Origin of the sequence: Corynebacterium sp. HMSC073H12 (assembly GCF_001837775.1) — a bacterium.
Classification (GTDB): Bacteria; Actinomycetota; Actinomycetes; order Mycobacteriales; family Mycobacteriaceae; genus Corynebacterium; species Corynebacterium amycolatum.
On record NZ_KV834038.1, the window covers coordinates 8026 to 26232 of the forward strand.

At 58.8% G+C, this 18207-nt stretch carries 17 protein-coding genes; 4 read left to right on the forward strand and 13 right to left on the reverse strand.

What is annotated here, in order from left to right:
• The 5 genes from HMPREF2708_RS06760 to mqo all read right to left on the reverse strand — a co-directional run.
• Positions 1–1050 (reverse strand): cobyrinic acid a,c-diamide synthase CobB (locus tag HMPREF2708_RS06760; protein ID WP_070833618.1); only part of this gene is annotated, 1050 nt, incomplete at its 3' end.
• Entirely contained in the window at positions 1044–1664 is a 621-nt protein-coding gene (gene cobO / locus HMPREF2708_RS06765) for a cob(I)yrinic acid a,c-diamide adenosyltransferase (protein WP_070833907.1), read from the reverse strand. The genes HMPREF2708_RS06760 and cobO, both read right to left, overlap by 7 nt.
• The gene (locus HMPREF2708_RS06770) at positions 1645–2322 is read right to left on the reverse strand and encodes a vWA domain-containing protein (RefSeq protein ID WP_246840368.1); all 678 of its coding nucleotides are present in this window, start codon (positions 2320–2322) and stop codon (positions 1645–1647) included. Before HMPREF2708_RS06770 ends, cobO begins: the two co-directional genes overlap by 20 nt.
• 106 nt (positions 2323–2428) lie before the next feature.
• Positions 2429–3592, reverse strand: coding sequence for a magnesium chelatase ATPase subunit I (locus HMPREF2708_RS06775; protein ID WP_070833619.1), 1164 nt, complete (start codon positions 3590–3592; stop codon positions 2429–2431).
• A gap of 93 nt (positions 3593–3685) precedes the next feature.
• The gene (gene mqo / locus HMPREF2708_RS06780; protein ID WP_070833620.1) at positions 3686–5182 is read right to left on the reverse strand and encodes a malate dehydrogenase (quinone); all 1497 of its coding nucleotides are present in this window, start codon (positions 5180–5182) and stop codon (positions 3686–3688) included.
• A gap of 163 nt (positions 5183–5345) precedes the next feature.
• Here mqo and HMPREF2708_RS06785 point away from each other — a divergent pair, with 163 nt between their 5' ends.
• Together HMPREF2708_RS06785 and mtr are read left to right on the forward strand one after the other, a co-directional pair.
• Positions 5346–6386, forward strand: a complete 1041-nt coding sequence (locus tag HMPREF2708_RS06785) for an alpha/beta hydrolase (protein WP_070833621.1) — start codon at positions 5346–5348, stop codon at positions 6384–6386.
• Positions 6387–6440: 54 nt separating this feature from the next.
• The gene (gene mtr / locus HMPREF2708_RS06790) at positions 6441–7880 is read left to right on the forward strand and encodes a mycothione reductase (protein WP_070833622.1); all 1440 of its coding nucleotides are present in this window, start codon (positions 6441–6443) and stop codon (positions 7878–7880) included.
• Here mtr and HMPREF2708_RS06795 read toward each other — a convergent pair.
• The 4 genes from HMPREF2708_RS06795 to HMPREF2708_RS06810 all read right to left on the reverse strand — a co-directional run bounded on the left by HMPREF2708_RS06795 (position 7877) and on the right by HMPREF2708_RS06810 (position 13463).
• Positions 7877–9340, reverse strand: coding sequence for a cobyric acid synthase (locus HMPREF2708_RS06795; protein ID WP_070833623.1), 1464 nt, complete (start codon positions 9338–9340; stop codon positions 7877–7879). The genes mtr and HMPREF2708_RS06795 overlap by 4 nt on opposite strands.
• A gap of 3 nt (positions 9341–9343) precedes the next feature.
• Complete coding sequence (gene map, locus HMPREF2708_RS06800) at positions 9344–10255, reverse strand: type I methionyl aminopeptidase (protein WP_048735567.1); 912 nt, start codon at positions 10253–10255, stop codon at positions 9344–9346.
• Between the two features lie 68 nt (positions 10256–10323).
• Complete coding sequence (locus tag HMPREF2708_RS06805; RefSeq protein WP_070833624.1) at positions 10324–12171, reverse strand: penicillin-binding transpeptidase domain-containing protein; 1848 nt, start codon at positions 12169–12171, stop codon at positions 10324–10326.
• 59 nt (positions 12172–12230) lie between these two features.
• A complete protein-coding gene (locus HMPREF2708_RS06810) occupies positions 12231–13463 on the reverse strand; it encodes a M50 family metallopeptidase (protein ID WP_070833625.1) in 1233 nt (410 codons plus the stop codon).
• A 215-nt stretch (positions 13464–13678) separates the two neighbouring features.
• Between HMPREF2708_RS06810 and HMPREF2708_RS06815 the strand changes: the two genes are divergently transcribed.
• Positions 13679–14080 carry a DUF2631 domain-containing protein gene (locus HMPREF2708_RS06815; RefSeq protein WP_038628682.1) on the forward strand — a complete coding sequence of 134 codons (402 nt, stop codon included), beginning with the start codon at positions 13679–13681 and terminating at the stop codon, positions 14078–14080.
• 117 nt (positions 14081–14197) lie between these two features.
• On the opposite strand, the gene rlmN is transcribed toward HMPREF2708_RS06815, so the two are convergent.
• Positions 14198–15295 carry a dual-specificity RNA methyltransferase RlmN gene (rlmN, locus tag HMPREF2708_RS06820; RefSeq protein WP_070833626.1) on the reverse strand — a complete coding sequence of 366 codons (1098 nt, stop codon included), beginning with the start codon at positions 15293–15295 and terminating at the stop codon, positions 14198–14200.
• A gap of 117 nt (positions 15296–15412) precedes the next feature.
• Between rlmN and HMPREF2708_RS06825 the strand changes: the two genes are divergently transcribed.
• The gene (locus tag HMPREF2708_RS06825; protein WP_070833627.1) at positions 15413–15841 is read left to right on the forward strand and encodes a lipopolysaccharide assembly protein LapA domain-containing protein; all 429 of its coding nucleotides are present in this window, start codon (positions 15413–15415) and stop codon (positions 15839–15841) included.
• A gap of 21 nt (positions 15842–15862) precedes the next feature.
• Here the strand turns inward: HMPREF2708_RS06825 and HMPREF2708_RS06830 are convergent, their stop codons facing one another.
• From HMPREF2708_RS06830 to pyrH, 3 genes are all read right to left on the reverse strand, one after another.
• A complete protein-coding gene (locus tag HMPREF2708_RS06830; RefSeq protein ID WP_070833628.1) occupies positions 15863–16768 on the reverse strand; it encodes a phosphatidate cytidylyltransferase in 906 nt (301 codons plus the stop codon).
• 39 nt (positions 16769–16807) lie between these two features.
• The gene (gene frr / locus HMPREF2708_RS06835; RefSeq protein ID WP_070833629.1) at positions 16808–17365 is read right to left on the reverse strand and encodes a ribosome recycling factor; all 558 of its coding nucleotides are present in this window, start codon (positions 17363–17365) and stop codon (positions 16808–16810) included.
• Positions 17366–17448: 83 nt separating this feature from the next.
• Complete coding sequence (gene pyrH, locus HMPREF2708_RS06840) at positions 17449–18174, reverse strand: UMP kinase (protein ID WP_005509726.1); 726 nt, start codon at positions 18172–18174, stop codon at positions 17449–17451.
• Positions 18175–18207: the final 33 nt, after the last annotated feature.

Sequence of the window (18207 nt, forward strand, 5' to 3'; positions counted from 1 at the left end):
CATACGGCGCCCACCGAGATCTTCAAGCAGCCAGAGCAGCCCCGCGCATTCACCGTGAATCAGCGCACCATCGTCGGCAGCCTGACGTAGATCGCGGCGAATGTCAGCACGAACAGATAACGCGTCGGCATGCTCTTCCGGGAATCCACCGGGCACGATGTAGCCTTCGGCTTCCGGCAGTTCGTCAACCAATGGGTCAAAATCCACGACCTCGGCTCCAGCAGCCCGCAATAGCTCACGGTGCTCTGCATAGGTAAACGAGAACGCAGGACCCGCCGCGACTGCCACGCGCACTCGGCGCTGAGTAGCCAGCGGTGCAACGAACTGTGCAGGATCCCATGGCTCAGCTGGATAGGGCTGCCGGGCAAGCTGGATAATCCGGTCGATGTCGATGTACGTCTCCACCAAGTTGGCCATCGATTCAATGACCGCTTCTAGCTGCTCACCCTGCTCGACTGCAGTGACCAGCCCCAAATGCCTGCTGGGCACCTCAATATCAGTCACTCGCGGAATAGCGCCGAGCACCTCGACACCCATGGCCTCCACAGAACGGGTAATGATGTCCGCATGCCGCGGGCTGCCCACCTGATTAATAATCACGCCACTGACACGGACGTCAGTGCGAAGCGTGGAGAAACCGTGGACAACGGCCGCCGCCGACTGCGACATATGCCGGGCATCAATAACCAACACCACCGGAAGTCCCAACAGCGCGGCAATCTCGGCTGTCGACCCCTCCACCGATAGCGGATCGTTACCAATGCGGCCGTCGAAAAGCCCCATAACGCCTTCAACCACCGCAATATCGCTATCGGCAGCTCCGTGTGCGTAGAGCGGCCCAATCATCTCAGTCGCGCACATAAAGGAATCCAGATTGCGCCCGGGACGACCAGCGGCTACCCCGTGATAGCCAGGATCAATATAGTCGGGTCCGACTTTGAAAGGTGCCACCGCGTGACGACGCGACAGTGCACGCATCAGACCCGTGGAGATTGTCGTCTTTCCCGTGCCTGAAGCTGTCGCCGCGATGACAATTCCAGGCGCTACCACTCGATGCCCTTTTGTCCCTTACGTCCGACATCCATCGGGTGCTTAATCTTGCTCATCTCCGTCACCAGATCCGCGACCTCCACGAGCTTCGGATCCGCATCGCGGCCAGTCATCACCACATGCTGACGCCCAGGTCGGTTCTTCAAGGTCTCCACCACATCGTCGACATCAATCCAACCCCACTTGATTGGGTAGGTGAACTCGTCGAGGACGTAGAAATCGTGCACCTCATTTTCCAGGCGCCGCTTAATCTCCTGCCATCCCTCGGCAGCAGCTGCAGCATGATCCTCCTCAGTGCCCTGCTTACGCGACCAAGACCAGCCTTCGCCCATCTTGTGCCATTCGACCGAGCCGCCCTCTCCCGTGTCGTCGTGAAGCTCGCCCAACCGCCGCATGACTGCTTCTTCGCCAACCTTCCACTTTGCCGACTTCACAAACTGGAAGACACCAATATTCATCCCCTGATTCCACGCGCGCATCGCCATACCGAATGCCGCGGTGGACTTTCCCTTACCTGGGCCCGTATGCACCGCAGTAATCGGAATCATACGACGCTGCCTGGTGGTCAGTCCATCGTTGGGAATTGATTTGGGGTCAAGCTTTCCTTGTGCCATGGTCTCGATGATAGGCATGGATCACACCCGCCACGGCCTCGGCATTGAGCTCGGAAAGGTTTATGCAGGTCGCCCCTAATTCGACACTGAGTTCCTGTGCTAGCCCCAGACGCACGCGTGAGCGTTCGCAGTCGATAACCACCGTCGCCGCCAACGCTTGACGACGGATCTTTGCGGCCACGGCCCTGGCCTGCTGCAACCCATTTTTACCTGTTGCTCGGCCATCGGAGAGCAACACCATGATTGCGCGGCGCGTGGGCTCCCGGTGCGCTTCCCGCACCACCACTTCGTGCGCCTTCAACAGTCCTTCGGCCAATGGGGTTCGGCCACCAGTACGGACGTCTGCGAGACGACGCACCGCGGTATCAATGGACTTGGTCGGTGGTAAAACCACTTCGGCACTATTCCCGCGGAAAGTAATGACAGCGACTTTGTCGCGGCTTTGGTAGGCATCACGCAGCAGCGAAGTGACCGCGCCGGTGACAGCTGCCAGTCGGTCGCGTGCGGCCATGGAACCTGAGGTGTCCACGACAAAGACGACCAGATTGGACTCAGTTCCCTGTCGGATAGCGCCGTGAACGTCCTCAGGTTCCAGGGGGATCATGGAGCCGCCTATGCGGGCGCCACGATTGGCCGCCGCCAGCACTGTCGCCGGCACGTGGAGACCATGGCCTCCCCGCTGGGCACCAATGGTGCTGCCTCGGGGCCCAATGGCCTTGGAACGCCGACCGGAATCCCCTTGACCGACACCGTCAACGCTGATTTTACGAACGGCGAAAGGGGGCGCCTTCAGCGGCGCGACCTCCCTTCGCTCCCGCAGAACTCGACTGTTGTGGCTCCTGAGGTTCGGAGTTGGAGTCGAACTGGGAGGCCTGATCAACCTCGGGCTCTGGGTTCGATTCCGGATCCGACTCCGGACTCGACTCTGGCTGATTCTGGTCATCTCGGAACTGCTCCTCTGCATCCTGCAGAGCATCGTCGAGCTGCTCCTGGTCCAGTCCTGGTTCATCAAAGGGGTCACGGCGACGACGGTGCGGCAGTGCCATTTCGGCAGCTACCTTAATGTCTTCCGCAGTGATCTCAATTGGATTGCCAGGTTCCGGCTGCGCCGACTCATCCCCGGCTACTCGCCAGGCAGCGTGGGCGCGGGCGGTACGCGCAATGACGATGTCGGCACGCATCCCGTCCACATCAAAAGCAGCGCACACGGTGGCAATTTGACCGAGAATGCTGGGAGTCAATTCGACGTCGCCAAGCAGTGCGCGTGCGCGATCGATGCGAGCGTGTAGTGCCTCGTCGTCGGTGGCGAACCGCGTGACAAAGTTCTCCGGGTCGGCGTCAAAGTCGAGGCGGCGGGCGACGATTTCCGCGCGGACACCCGGGTCCTTGGATGCAGTGACGTCGATGGCGAGACCGAAGCGGTCGAGAAGTTGGGGACGCAATTCACCCTCTTCCGGGTTCATCGTGCCGACCAACACGAACCTGGAGGTAGCAGAGTGCGAGATGCCGTCACGTTCAACAACCACACGTCCGGTGGCTGCAGCATCCAGAACGGAGTCAACGAGGTGGTCCGGCAACAGGTTAATCTCGTCGACGTAGAGAATGCCGCCGTCAGCCGCGCTGAGTAGTCCTGGATTGAACTGTGCGTGTCCGGTCGTCAGGACGGTCTCCACATCAATGGAGCCCACGACTCGATCTTCCGTAGCGCCGAGTGGCAGGTTCACCAACGATCCGCTGAGAAATGGCGCCAATGCGCGGACCGTAGTGGTCTTGGCTGTGCCCTTCTCACCGCGGATTACCACGCCGCCAATCTCCGGGGATAGGGCGGTCAGAATCAACGCAAGCTGTAGTCGCTGCTGCCCGACAATCGCAGTAAAGGGAAAAGTGGGCTCTGTCTGTGCAGTGGTAGCTGACGTGATTTTTTCCATAAACACAGTTCTACCCCACTGCGAGCGGATGGCTCACAGCGGGGTAGAAAATGTTGGCTTAATTGAACTCTTTGAAGCTCTTCAGCGGAGTGCTTAGCGCTCCAATTTCAGGGTCTTCTGGGAAGCCTCCCAGACCTCCTTGAACAGAGCCGGGTCATCAGCCAGGTGCGTGCCGTAGGACGGGACGAGCTCCTTCAGCTTCGGAGCCCACTTGCCCATGTGGCGGCCGAAGCAGCGCTCAATCAGGCTGATCATCACGGCCGGAGCGATGGAAGCGCCCGGGGATGCACCCATCAGGCCGGCAATGGTGCCGTCCCACGAGTTGATGACCGCGGTACCAAACTCGAGGGTACCGAAGACCGGAGCCTTCATCGGCTTAATAACCTGGACGCGCTGACCAGCGACAATCAGCTCCCAGTCCTCTGGGCGAGCGTTCGGGACGTACTCACGCAGGGACTCAATACGTGCGTCGAAGTCCTTCAGAACCTCAGTAATCAGGTACTTGGTCAGCCCCATCTCCTGGACACCAACACCCATCATGGACGGCAGGTTGGCCGGACGCAGAGACTTAATCAGGTCCAGGTTGTTACCGTTCTTCAGGAACTTCATGTTCCAGCCGGCGTACGGACCAAAGAGCAGACCACGCTTGCCGTCGATAACACGAGTGTCCAGGTGCGGAACCGACATAGGCGGCGTGCCGACGGAAGCCTTACCGTAGACCTTGGCGTCATGCTGGGCAATAACTTCCTCGTTGGTGCAGCGCAGCCACTGGCCGGAGACTGGGAAGCCACCGAAACCACGAATCTCGTTAATACGAGCCTTCTGCAGCAGCGGCAGCGCGTCACCGCCGGCACCGACGAAGACGAAGTTGGCAACCAGGGTGCGAACGTCCTTGGTGTGCAGGTTCTTCACGGTGACAATCCACTTGGAACCGTCGCGCTTCAGACCGGTGACCTCGTGTCCGTAGCGAATTTCAGTACCCATATCGGACAGTGCGGCCAGGTACTGCTTGGTCAGTGCACCGAAGTTAACGTCCGTACCATTCGGGTTACGAATAGCGGAGACCGGCTTGGAGAAGTCACGCCCCTCGGACATCAGCGGAAGGTACTCAGCGAAACGATCCGGATCCTCAATGAGCTCCTGACCGTGGAACAGCGGCTCCTTCTCAAGTGCCTCGTAGCGACGACGCATGAACGCCATCTGCTCCGGGCCCTGAGCGAAGGTGGTGTGATCAACTGGGTTGATGAATTCCTTCGGATCAGTCAGGGTGCCGTTTTCAATCAGCGAGGTCCACAGCTGACGGGAAACCTGGAACTGCTCATTAATGAGCTTAGCCTTGGTTACATCGACCTTGCCGTTCTTCTCCGGCGTGTAGTTCAGCTCGCACAGAGCAGAGTGGCCGGTACCAGCGTTGTTCCACGGGGAGGAAGACTCCTTGGCGGGCTGATCGAGACGCTCGAACAGAACCTGTGACCAGGATGGCTCGAGCTCCTTGAGCAGCACACCCAGCGTCGCACTCATTACACCTGCACCGATGAGGACGACATCTACCTCGTCGCCACTGGAAGCAGGAAGCTTGTTATCAGCCATTTTGCTGTCAACATCCTTACTAACTTGATTAGTGATTCAAACTAGCGCTCGCTCACATGCGCGCACACAACTAAAGACGCAAAAGAGAGCTACCGTCTCAGTCCATAATCTATTGTGGCACACATTCCCACTACCCCCGGTAATCGGCGCTAGGCTTGACCCTGTGACTACCGATATTCCCGATTTCGTTACCCCCACCTTTAACCCCGATAACCTAGGCGAGGGCTACAGCCACCATGTCATCGAACTCGGCCAGGACCCCGACGGTGAGGGATCCGTACGCGCGGTTTTGGTTCGCTACTGCCCCGACTCGTCGGCAAGCGACTTCCAAACGCGTCCGGCGGTTCTATGGATTCATGGGATGTCGGATTATTTCTTCCAGAAGCACGTGGCGGAGCGGTACCACGCCGAAGGCTACGCCTTTTACGCTATTGACCTGCGCAAGTGCGGGCGCGCTCACCAACCGGGGCAGACTTGGCACGGCTGCAGCGATTTAACGAATTACTTCGAGGATCTCAACGGCGCACTCGCGGTATTAGACCACGCCGGTCATACAACTGTCACTGTTAATGCGCACTCCACTGGCGGTCTGATTGCCGTTCTCTGGCTCGATTGGCTACGAAGCACAGGCGGCCATTGCCCGCAAGCACCCAATATTTCCGTCACGGCTGCCGTCTTGAACTCACCGTGGCTGACTCTGCACGTTTCCCGGGCAAAGGCTCCCGTGTACTCGCTAGTGACTCGCGTTATGTCGCGGATTCGCCCCAACAGTCTTATTCCGGTGCAGTCTGCGGGCGGCTATGGCAAATCCATTAGCGCCGATCACCAGGGACGCTGGGAGTACAACCGTACTTTCAAGCCGCTGGCTGGCCATGACAAGAACTGGCGTTGGCTCAATGCCATCATCGTCGGCCAACAACGTGTCAGCCGCGGTATCGACACCGGCGTGCCGACGCTCGTCCTCCACTCGGACAACTACCTTCTCGGTTCCGACTACACCCCGGAGCTCAGTCGCGTTGACTCTGTTCTCAACACTGAACAAATTGCCGATGCCACTGCCCACCTGGGCTCACAGGCTCGCAACGTCGCGATTCCGGGTGCCCTCCACGACGTGTATCTCTCCGCGCCCGAAGCATTAGATCGCGCTTTCAATGAGACCTTCCAGTTCCTTACCACGGTCAATCCGGGAGGCAGCTCAAAATAGGAGCTCGGAATAAATCAGCATTCAGTACGGTTGAACCAAACTAGTTTGACCAGAATGCTAGGAGTGCTTGTGACCACTGAGAATTCGCCTGAGGCTACCCCACGCCACTACGACGTCATCATTATCGGAACAGGGTCCGGCAATTCCATTCCGGCCCCGGACTACGACAATGTCCGTATCGCTCTGGTGGAGGAAGGACGTTTCGGCGGTACTTGCCTCAACGTTGGATGTATTCCCACCAAGATGTTCGTTCTGGCCGCTGATGCCGCCCGCAACATCCGCGAGGCCAGCCGCCTGGGCGTGCACGGCACCTTCAACTCCGTTGATCTCAAGCAAATCCAGGATCGCGTTTTCGCCCAGCGCGTCGACCAGATTGCCGACGGCGGCGAGGCATACCGCCGCGGGGACGAGACTCCCAATATCGATGTCTACGACCGCCACGCAACGTTCGTCGGCCCGCGCACTATTCGCACTGGCATCGGCGAGGAAACCGTCGACATCACAGCCGACAACATCATCATCGCTGCAGGCTCCCGCCCGCATGTCCCGGGCCTCATCGCGCAGTCCGGGGTGGATTACTACACCAACGAGAACATCATGCGCGTCGACAAGCTTCCGCGCGAAATGATTGTCGTCGGCGGCGGCTACATCGCTAGCGAGTTCGCGCACGTCTTCGCATCCTTCGGTACGAAGGTGCACATGCTAGTGCGCTCCGATGTCATGCTGCGTGGCTCAGATGCCGCTATCTCTGAGCGTTTCCACGAGGTTGCCGCCCGCGACATTGACATCCGTATGAACACCTCCATCACTGAACTCTCCCAGGAGGGCGAGATCGTCACGGCCACGCTTGACGACGGCACGGAGCTCACAGCCGATGCCCTGCTAGTGGCAACCGGACGCATCCCCAACGGTGACCGTATGGATCTTGCAGCCGGTGGTGTGGAGATGCACGACGATGGTCGCATCAAGGTTGACCAGTATGGTCGCACCTCTGCCGAAGGTGTGTGGGCGCTGGGCGATGTCTCTAGCCCGTACCAGCTGAAGCATATTGCCAACCATGAGGCCAAGGTGGTCTTCCACAACGTGCTGAACCCGTCCGACCTGCGCGAATTTGACCACCGCTACATTCCGTCGGCAGTCTTCTCACATCCGCAGATCGGTCAGGTCGGTATGACCGAGGACGAAGCTCGCGCCTGGGCTGCGGAAAATGGCACCGACATTACCGTGAAGGTACAGAATTACGGCGACGTTGCCTACGGCTGGGCACTGGAGGATCGCGACGGCTTTGCCAAACTGATTGCGGACCGCGCCACAGGCCGCCTGCTGGGTGCGCACTTCATCGGCGAGCAGGCTGCCACTCTAGTGCAGCAGTGCATCCAGATGATGAGCTTCGAGATGGATGTGCGCGAAGTTGTCACAGGCCAGCACTGGATTCACCCAGCGCTGCCCGAGCTGATTGAAAACGCCATCCTGGGCCTGGAGTTCGATAACTAGCCCAGCTGCTCAATGCCTGTGGCCTGGGCCAATGCCGGCCCAGCCAGGTACTCCTCGACTGCATCGGCCAACATGTCGACCTGCCGCAGCCGTTCTGCGGCAAACGAAGTAGTAGAGCTGACCTCGAAGCCGTCCCGACCGACGGCAACTGCTACTTCCATCAGCAACTCACGGCGCGCCTGATCATTTTCCAGGTAGCCGTGGCGGTGCGTGCCCATCACCATGCCACGCCGCGCCCCTTCTTCAGGCTCAGTGATAAAAGGATGTTCACTGCTTCGCACGATCTGCCCATTGTGCACTTCGTACGAGCCATCCGGGTGACTCACCAGTGTCTTCGTCCCCGCGAATTCAATGTCGGTATCAAACACGCCAAGCCCGTTCACGGTCCCGGCTGCCGACTCCACCGAGTCAGCGATGGTGTCGCAGAGCATTTGGAACCCACCGCAGATGCCAATCAGCGGTAGCCCCCGGGCGGCTCGGTTCTCTAGCACGTCGTCAAGCCCACGCTCGCGCAACCACTCGAGATCAGCGACCGTCGACTTCGTCCCGGGCAACACGACCAGGTCGGCGCGAGCAACGACCGACGGATCGACCGTCCACTGCACGTGTACCCCTGGTTCACAGGCAAGCGCCTCGATATCGGTGGCGTTGGACACGCGCGGCAAGCGAATGGCGGCCACGGACAACGTTTCCGTGCCCAGCGGTGCGTTCGCCGGCCCAACCGACGCACCAGCGACTGTGCCGAGCGAGTCCTCCGCATCGATCCACAGCCCTGGAATAAAAGGCACCACGCCGAGTACGGGTACACCGGTGTATTCACGCACTACGTCCAATCCCGGCGTCAACAGCGAAACATCGCCCCGGAACTTGTTGACGATAAAACCGGTAATCCGCGCGCGGTCTTCGGGGCTCAGAATTGCATGCGTGCCGACGAAATGTGCAAGCACCCCACCGCGGTCGATGTCACCGGCGACCACTACGGGCAAATCAGCGAGCTCCGCCAACCCCATGTTGGCGATGTCTGACTCTCGCAGATTGACCTCGGCAGGACTGCCAGCGCCTTCACACAGGACGACATCGAACTGCCCCCGCAGCTCTTCCAAAGCCTCCGCAACTACTCCGCGCAGCGCTTTTCTCCGCGACCGGTACGTCAGAGCGCTCACATGCCCATCAGCCTTGCCCTTCACCACCACCTGACTGGTGTGGTCCGAACCCGGCTTGAGTAGCACCGGGTTAAAGGAGACATCCGGCTCCAGCCCACAGGCCAACGCCTGCAGAGCCTGTGCGCGCCCAATCTCGCCGCCGTCGAGCGTGACAGCGCAATTGTTGGACATGTTTTGCGCCTTGAAGGGCGCGACGCGCACTCCGCGTCGCGCGAGCAACCGACACATGCCGGCGACCAGAACCGACTTACCGGCATCTGAGGTGCAGCCGGCAATCAGAGCTGCAGGAGCCTGCACCGCTTAGGCCTCGGGCTTCCAACCAGTCTGGAACTGGCCTGGCACGTTCTGCTCATCCGGCAGGGTGAGGATTTCATAGCCGTCGGAGGTCACCAGCACCGTGTGTTCGAACTGAGCGGTGAACTTGAAGTCATCATTCTGCACAGTCCAGCCGTTATCCCAGATGTGGTACGGCAGCTCACCGAGGTTAATCATCGGCTCGACAGTCAAGGTCATGCCCGGCTCGAAAATGGTGTCCTGGCTCGGCTCATCGTAGTGCAGGACAATCAAACCATTATGGAACGTGGTCCCGACACCGTGACCGGTGAAGTCCCGAACGGTGTTGTATCCAAAACGCTTAGCGTAGGACTCAATCACGCGGCCGATGACATTGATCTCACGGCCCGGCTTGATGACCTTAATGCCGCGCATGGTGGCGTTGTAAGTGCGCTCCACCAACTGGCGGTGCTCCTCCGAGACATTGCCGGCGAGGAAAGTCGCGTTGGTGTCGCCGTGGACACCGTTCTTGTATCCGGTGACGTCGACATTGACGATATCGCCGTCTTCAATGACCTGAGTATCCGGAATACCGTGGCAGACAATCTCATTGAGAGACACGCAGCACGACTTCTCAAAACCGCGGTACCCCAACGTGGACGGGTAGGTGTCGTGATCTAACAGGTACTCGTGCACCACTCGGTCAATCTCATCCGTGGTCACGCCCGGAGCTACGGCCTTGCCGGCCTCCACCAACGCGTTGGCAGCAATGCGAGAGACCTCTCGCATATTTTCAATATCTTCCGGAGTCTGTACCAGCGGCTCGCCGACACCTTCCTGAACCTCGTCCTTCCAGGCGTACTCCGGCCGTTCAATATGTGCCGGAACGGTGCGAATTGGTGTGGACTTTTGCTGAGTAAGTGGAGAACGCTGAGTCATGGAACATACTCTACCCCTACCCCCGGATTAGCCTTTCGGCCTGTGCCGGTTTCAAAGCCAGAAATGCTCTAGCCCTCGTCCCCCGAACCTTCATCCATATTGGCGAAGAAGGCATCGGTAATCGCCACGGCATGCTCCGAACCACCACCGCCAACGATGAGCGTGGCAAAGGCCAAATCATCGCGGTAGCCAGTAAACCAAGCATGGGAGCCGCCAGCGTACTCGGCCTCACCGGTCTTTGCATAGACTTCACCTCGACCGGCAATGGCCGAACCAGTACCAGAGGTCACCACCGCCCGCATGAGTGTGCGAACCTCATTCAAAACCTCAGGCGGCAGTGGCTTTGATACCTGCGACTGCCAGGTTCCCGCGCTTGGCACGAGTGACGGTGTCGGAGTGCGTCCGGCCGCCACCGTCGCGGAAACCAGCGCCATGCCAAACGGGCTGGCCAAGTCACTGCCCTGTCCATAGCCCGCATCGATACGCTCGACTTCATCACTGCCATCAGACACACTGCCGGTAATAGTGTCGAGGCCCGCGATGTGGTAGTTGATGCCGATGCCGAAGTTCTTGGACTCCTCCTTGAACTGCCCTGGCGCCAACTTGTGAGCGATGTTGCCAAACGTGGTGTTGCAAGACCGCGCGAACGCATCGCTCAGCGAGGTATTCCCGACACCACTTCCGTTGTAGTTGGTGACAATACGCGGCCCGATCTCCATCGAACCTGGGCACGGCACAGTCGATCCCGCATTTAGCCCCTCGTGCTGCACACCTGCGGCGGCAGTGACAATCTTGTACGTCGATCCCGGCGGGAACTGTCCCATCAGCGCAAGGTCGCCGTCCTTGTCTGCTTCCGCCGTCTGTGCTACCGCCAGAATCTTGCCCGTAGACGGCTGCACAGCCACCAGCATTGCCTTAGCATCTTGCCGCGTATCGACTGCCTTTTGCGCTGCGTCCTGCACCTTTTTACTAATTGATACCTGCACCGCCGGCGCTACATCCGGAGACACCTCATAGAGCGTGCCGACGACTGCTCCGCCCTCGTTGGCCGCCACGATATTCCAACCATCGGCACCGTGATCACCAGTGTCCACTAGCTTTTCCACGCGGCTCATCAAATCAGGCGCAAACCCCGGGTCGGGTCGCACCATAGCGGCTTCATCGTTAACAGAAATTCCGTCGATGTCCGCGAGCTCATCCTTGACTCGCTGTGGCGTGGATCCCGGCAGCACAATCAGCGAAAAGTTACCCTTCCCACCAGCCGCCTGCTCCCCCACTGCTCGCGCGTCAAGCTTCGGACCATTTTCCGGCATTTCATTATTGATAACCGTCGCCGCCCGATTAATCGACGACTGCACATTCTCCGCCCCATCACGATGGAGAATTACCCGGTGCACAGTCCCTGGCTCTAGCAAGGCCGCACCGTCCGAGCCAACCACAGATGGACGTGGAGCTGCGATAGTGCGCAATTCTGGGTGTTGGTTACGCCCCAGCTGTGGATGCAGGGATGCTGGCGACCAGCGCAATGCCCAATCCCGTTGCCCAGTCTCAGTCTTGGTCAGTGTGAAAGTGGTGTCATATCCCCAGCGTCGCTGATGCGGTAGCTGCCAATTCATGGCGACTTCGGCCGAGGACTGATTCGAGCTGGAATCGATACCCGCAATCTCATACTCAAGCCCCTCCGGCTGGAGTCCGGCAGTGGCCGCCTTCAGATCCCCTTCAGCGGAGTCCGGGTAATCAGTCAGTGCCGCCGCCTTAGCAACGTCCCCTCCCGCCAGCGCCCCCAGGAATTCCTCTAGCACCTCGCGCCCGGTGTCAGGCCGCGGCGTACACGCGGCGGATGACAACACCAGACCCGTGATTGCCACAGCCGAGATACTGCGAAGCAGGGGCTTGCGGCGCGAAGTTTGTTCCATGTGGGCTGACGTTAGCACCGCTTTGCTTTACGACGACGCTGGCACGCCGCAACCTGCTATCAGCGGTTCAGCACAATTGGATTGACCACATCAGCGGCCATAACCAGAACGCCGAAGACCAGCAAAACCGCAGTAAAGGCCATAGTAATTGGCATAAGCTTGGTGTAATCGGCAGGCCCAAGCGCTGGCTTACCGAATGCCTTGCGAATTCGATCGCGAATGCGTTCATAAATAACAACGGCGATGTGGCCACCGTCGAGTGGCGGCAACGGCACGAGGTTGAACACGGCCAGGAAGTAATTGAGGTTGGCCAGCAGTAGGAAGAATGAAGGCCACTGGTTCATCTCCACCAATTCACCGCCGGCACGCGAAGCACCGACGACACTCATGGGGCTGGCCGGATCACGCTGAGCGCCGAAGATGGACGCAACCACACCGGGAACCTTCTCCGGGATGGAGAGCAGCCCGTTCCAAACCGCCCCAAAAAGACTGCCTGTGAAGCTGGCCGCACCGCCGATGGCGGTCACTGCGTTGTACTCGTGGAGGATAGTCTCTGGGCGCTGGAAGGCGATACCAATCGCTGGCTGGTCGATGTCCTGGCCGTCGTTAGTCTTGCGTTTGACGACTTCCGGGGTGACCGTGACCGTCTGGGATGTGCCATTGCGGTCGATGGTCATTTTGATGTCGCCACCTGCAGAGCTGCCGATGAGGGACACAGCTTCGGGGTAGGACGTGATTTTGGTGCCATTGATCTTCTCGATTACGTCTCCAGCACGCAGCCCTGCACGCTCTGCGGGGCCGGAGCCAGTGCAAGGCTCCAGAGTGCCGTCGGTCCGCTGTGCCGGCGAGACGCACTGTACCGCCTGAATGCGCGGAGCCATTTCCTTACCCATGTTGGGCAAACCCCACGTCACTGCGATGAAGTAAAGAATGATGAATCCAACGATGAGGTTCATCGCCACCCCACCGAGCATCACGATAATGCGCTGCCACCACGGCTTCTTGTACATGGCGTAGGGCTCTTCGGCAGGATCGATTGGATCCATTGCGGTCATGCCTGCGATGTCGCAGAATCCGCCAAACGGAACTGCCTTTACTCCATACTCGGTGTCATGCCCACCTGCCGCGGCGTGATGCCGCTTGAAGGAAAACAGCGTTGGGCCGAAGCCAATGAAGTACCGACGCACTCGCATTCCACACAGTCGAGCTGCGGTGAGATGGCCCCATTCGTGAAGGGCGATTGTCACCGCGATGCCGATTGCGAAGAGTAAAACTCCAAGAAGAAATGTCACGAGTGCTCACCCTACCCCCACTTTGGGCAAACGAGCACACCGGCGAACAGTTTCCGGCCGGGCTAAGTCCCAATTTCAGCAAGTTCTAAGGTATCCTTACACCCGATACTCAAGATTGTCTGAAAATGCGCTCAGTCGCTTTCAGCAAAACCGCAGATAGACTGAACTGCATATAGAGTGCAATTCGCCGAAAGTGTTAACAGGAGGACTTTCAAGTGAGCAACCACGAGCCAAAGGAAGAAATTTACCGCGGCGTCAGCACCCTCGACGAGCCGTCGGCGAAGTGGGGCTGGCACGGCATTAGCAAGAGCGCTATGCAGAAGGCCGGCTGGATTTCCGTGATTTTCCTGCTGGGTATGACCATTGGTAACCACAAGGGCAACGTCGAGAACTGGTGGCTGGTCGCCATCGCCGCCCTGATTGCTATTGGCCTGCTGCTGCAGTTGTTCGCCCCGCAGGGTTCTCAGGTTCGCACCGTTACGGGTCACAACAAGCCGGAAGGCCACATTGAGCCGGAGTGGGCACGCGACCAGGTAAACGGCACTGGCGTCTACGCTAACCTGACCGACTCTCAGCTGCGCTCCTGGAACCGCCTGCCGGAAGGCCAGAACCAGTAGAGTTAGCCACTTTTGCAGAAAGTCTGGCCTAACAGCTCTATACCAACAGCTCTATAGCGCTACAGCGCACAAAAAGATCCGCACCGAATTCGGTGCGGATCTTTTGCTATTCAGCGACTAAACCTCTTCGGCCGCCAGCTGACCACACGCTGCCGCAATCTCGTTGCCACGGGTATCGCGGACCGTGCACGGTACCCCCTGGGCCTGTACGCGGCGGACGAACTCCTCCTGCTGCTTCTTCGGGGAGGCGTCCCACTTCGAACCCGGAGTTGGGTTGAGCGGGATCAGGTTGACGTGGACACGTGAGCCCAGAGCATTGTGGAGCTTCTTACCCAACAGGTCTGCACGCCAATCCTGGTCGTTAATATCACGAATCAAAGCGTACTCAATAGATACGCGACGGCCTGTCTTGTCTGCGTAGTAGCGAGCTGCATCAAGTACCTCGGCCACTGTAAAGCGATTGTTGATCGGTACCAGCTCGTCGCGAAGCTCGTCATCCGGAGTGTGCAGAGACACTGCGAGGGTTACTGACAGGTCCTCGTCGGCAAGCCGTCGGATGTTCGGCGCGAAACCGACCGTAGAAACGGTGACATTGCGCATCGAGATGCCGAATCCCTCCGGCGAGGGCCGCGTAATGCGATGGACGGCGGCGAGAACGCGCTTGTAGTTCGCGAGCGGCTCGCCCATGCCCATGAATACGATGTTGGTCAGACGACCGCCCTCAGCTGCCATAGTGGCAGCGGCCTCACGAACCTGGTCGACAATCTCCGCGGTGGAGAGATTACGCTGCAGACCGCCTTGACCCGTCGCACAGAATGGGCATGCCATACCGCAACCGGCCTGTGAGGAGATACAGAGGGTCGCACGCCCTGGATACTTCATCAGCACGGATTCCAGCAGCGTACCGTCACCTGCACGCCACAGAGTCTTACGGGTCTCGCCGTCGTCACAGGTGATGTGGCGAACGGGAGTCAACAGAGGTGGGAAGAGACTGTCCTTGACCTTTTGCCGATCTGCTTCTGGTAGGTCAGTCATCGTCATAGGGTCAGCCTCAAGCCGACCGTAATAGTGCCGGGCAATCTGATCGGCACGGAAGGCCGGCAGGCCCAGTTCCTTGACCGCAGCCTTCCGTTCCTCAACATCGAGGTCCGCAAAATGGGTCGCGGGCATGCCGCGACGTGGAGCTTTAAGAACGATTGGAAGTGAAGATGCCATGATGGCACCCATTTTCGCATGTAATGACGGTTTTGGCCTAATGAGTGTCTAGGCAGCCGCAACTAAGTAGACCTTTACAAGTGGTACATACCTGCTAAAACGTGTTGAATAATAGGTATGACTAACGCTAATCAGCCGAATAACGACAGTCCGCTTTTCGACGATGCCCCGTCGTACTCCCCAAATGATTCCGTGGCTCCTGCACCTGAGCAGGACAACCTTCCAGAGCCAGTCGTTGACGCGACGACAGAGAAGGACTCCACACCCGAGCCAGCGCCCGCCCCTGGCCGGCGCAAGGTGAAAAAGACTACTGCGGGCTCAATGTGGATTGGCCTGGTCATCAGTGCAATTTTGCTGATCGTACTGCTGGTGTTCATTCTGCAGAATCAGCAGGAGACCGCACTAAACCTGTTCGGCTGGACCTGGAACTTCCCAGTCGGCGTCGGAATGCTCTTCGCTGCCATCCTCGGTGCCCTCATCACCGCACTCATCGGTGGCTGGCGAATGTTTGATTTGCGCCGCCAGATTCGTAAGGGCGGCAACTAAAGGCCGATTGAACCAGCCAAATTAAACTAGGCTGAAAAGCTGCAATATCAGCCACGTCATCGCGGCTGATGGCAGCATGCCATCCAGGCGGTCCATCAGACCGCCGTGGCCCGGCAAAATCGAGGACATATCTTTAATCCCCAGATCTCGTTTGAACTGGGACTCCATCAGGTCACCAAGCGTGGCCGAGATAACCAGGGCGATGCCCAGCACGATGCCCTGCCACCACGGCGCGTGCAACATAAAGATCGCACAGAGCGCTCCAGTAATGGTGGCGAGTACAAGAGAGCCGCCGAACCCTTCCCAGGATTTTTTAGGGCTTACCTTCGGGGCCATCGGATGCTTTCCGAACATTACACCAGCGGCATAGCCTCCGACGTCATTTGAGATAACGCCAATCATGAAGGTCACAATGACCAGACGAGGATCAACTCCCCAGGGATTGTCCATGCGTACCAGCTGCACTGCTAGCGCGGCAAAGAATGGAATCCACATAATCACGAAAACACCGACGGCGACATCCCGCAGCCAGTTCCGTGGCGCTTCGGCCATCCCGTGTAAGAACAGGCGGACGACGAGCAAGAGCATCAGGGTCGCGGCCAGACCCATCACCAAACCGTCAATCCCCCAGTAGGCGGACAACCACACCATCAGTTGTCCGCCGAGAATCAGTACCGGGCGAGGGACCTGCCAATCGGACTCACGGAGCCGCTCGCAGACCTCCCAGGTTGCGAGACCAACCGCCCCGGCGACCAGAACGGTCCAAGCGAGCGCCCCCAGCAGCAAGCCGATGATGACGACTGCACCAAGTGCTACGCCCACCGTGATTGCAACCGGCAAGTTTCGGCCTGCTGAGTTACGTGGCTTAATAAGCCGTAGCTCGTCTAGAACACGTTCCTTATTGGACGCTGGCTTCGACGTTGGCATTGGCGCCTCAAATCCCCTCTCCCGGTTGAATGTGAAGGCCTAAACCTCCATCAGTTCCGCTTCCTTGCGTTCAACCAAGGAGTCCACCTGCTCGACGTAGTTCTTGGTGACCTGGTCCAGCTCCTTTTCGCCTGCCTGCACCTCGTCCTCACCAGCGTCGCCGTCCTTCTGAATCTTCTTCAGAGTTTCCATGCCCTTACGACGGACATTGCGAATCGCGATCTTGGTGTCTTCGCCCTTCGATCGTGCGACCTTAACCATCTCACGACGGCGCTCCTCGGTCAGCTGCGGGATAGTTACGCGCAGGACCTGGCCATCATTAGTCGGGTTCACACCCAGGTCCGAGTTGCGAATCGCGTTTTCGATGTCGCCCATGACGCTCAGCTCATACGGCTTAATCAGCAGCATGCGCGGCTCTGGAACCGAAATGGTAGCCATCTGGGTAATCGGAGTCGGAACACCGTAGTACTCCGCAATAACGCCGTTGAACATCGTCGGGTTCGCACGGCCAGTGCGAATGTGGGTCAGCTCCTCGCGGCAGTGTTCTACGGAGCTACCGTACTTTTCTTCACAGTCAAGCAGGACTTCATCAATCATTGTGTTTTTAACCTCGGGTTTCTACGCGGGTTCTAGATAGTTCTAGAGCGTTCTGTGGAAAGAACGTATTACGAACAAATTTATCAGCTGTGGACGAGAGTACCGATTTGCTCACCGGCTACCGCGCGCGCAATGTTTCCGTCGGTAAGCAGATTAAACACGAGAATCGGCATGTTGTTGTCCATGCACAGGGAGAAAGCGGTGGCGTCCGCAACGCGCAGGTCGCGTTCCAGAACCTCACGGTGGGTGATGTCGTCGAACAGCTCTGCGTCCGGCACCTCACGTGGGTCGGCCGAGTAGACACCGTCAACAGCCTTGGCCATCAGCAGCACCTCGCAGCCAATCTCCAGGGCGCGCTGGGCGGCGGTGGTGTCGGTGGAGAAGTACGGCATACCCATACCTGCACCAAAGATGACCACGCGCCCCTTCTCCAGGTGGCGCTTAGCACGCAACGGCAGGTACGGCTCCGAGACCTGTGCCATGTTGATTGCAGTCTGAACGCGGCAGTCCACGCCCTCCTGCTCGAGGAAGTCCTGCAGAGCCAGACAGTTCATGACCGTGCCCAGCATGCCCATGTAGTCAGAGCGTGCGCGGTCCATGCCGCGCTGCTGAAGCTGTGCGCCACGGAAGAAGTTACCTCCGCCGATGACGACACAGACCTCGACGCCCTTTCGGGAAACTTCCGCAATCTGTCGGGCAACGTTTTGCACCACGTCCGGGTCAACGCCAACCTTGCCGCCACCGAACATCTCACCACCGAGCTTGAGCATCACACGTTTGAAGCCATTGCGCTCGACAGATTCTGCCATGACCATGCACCTTTCTCACACCGTTTAAAAAGT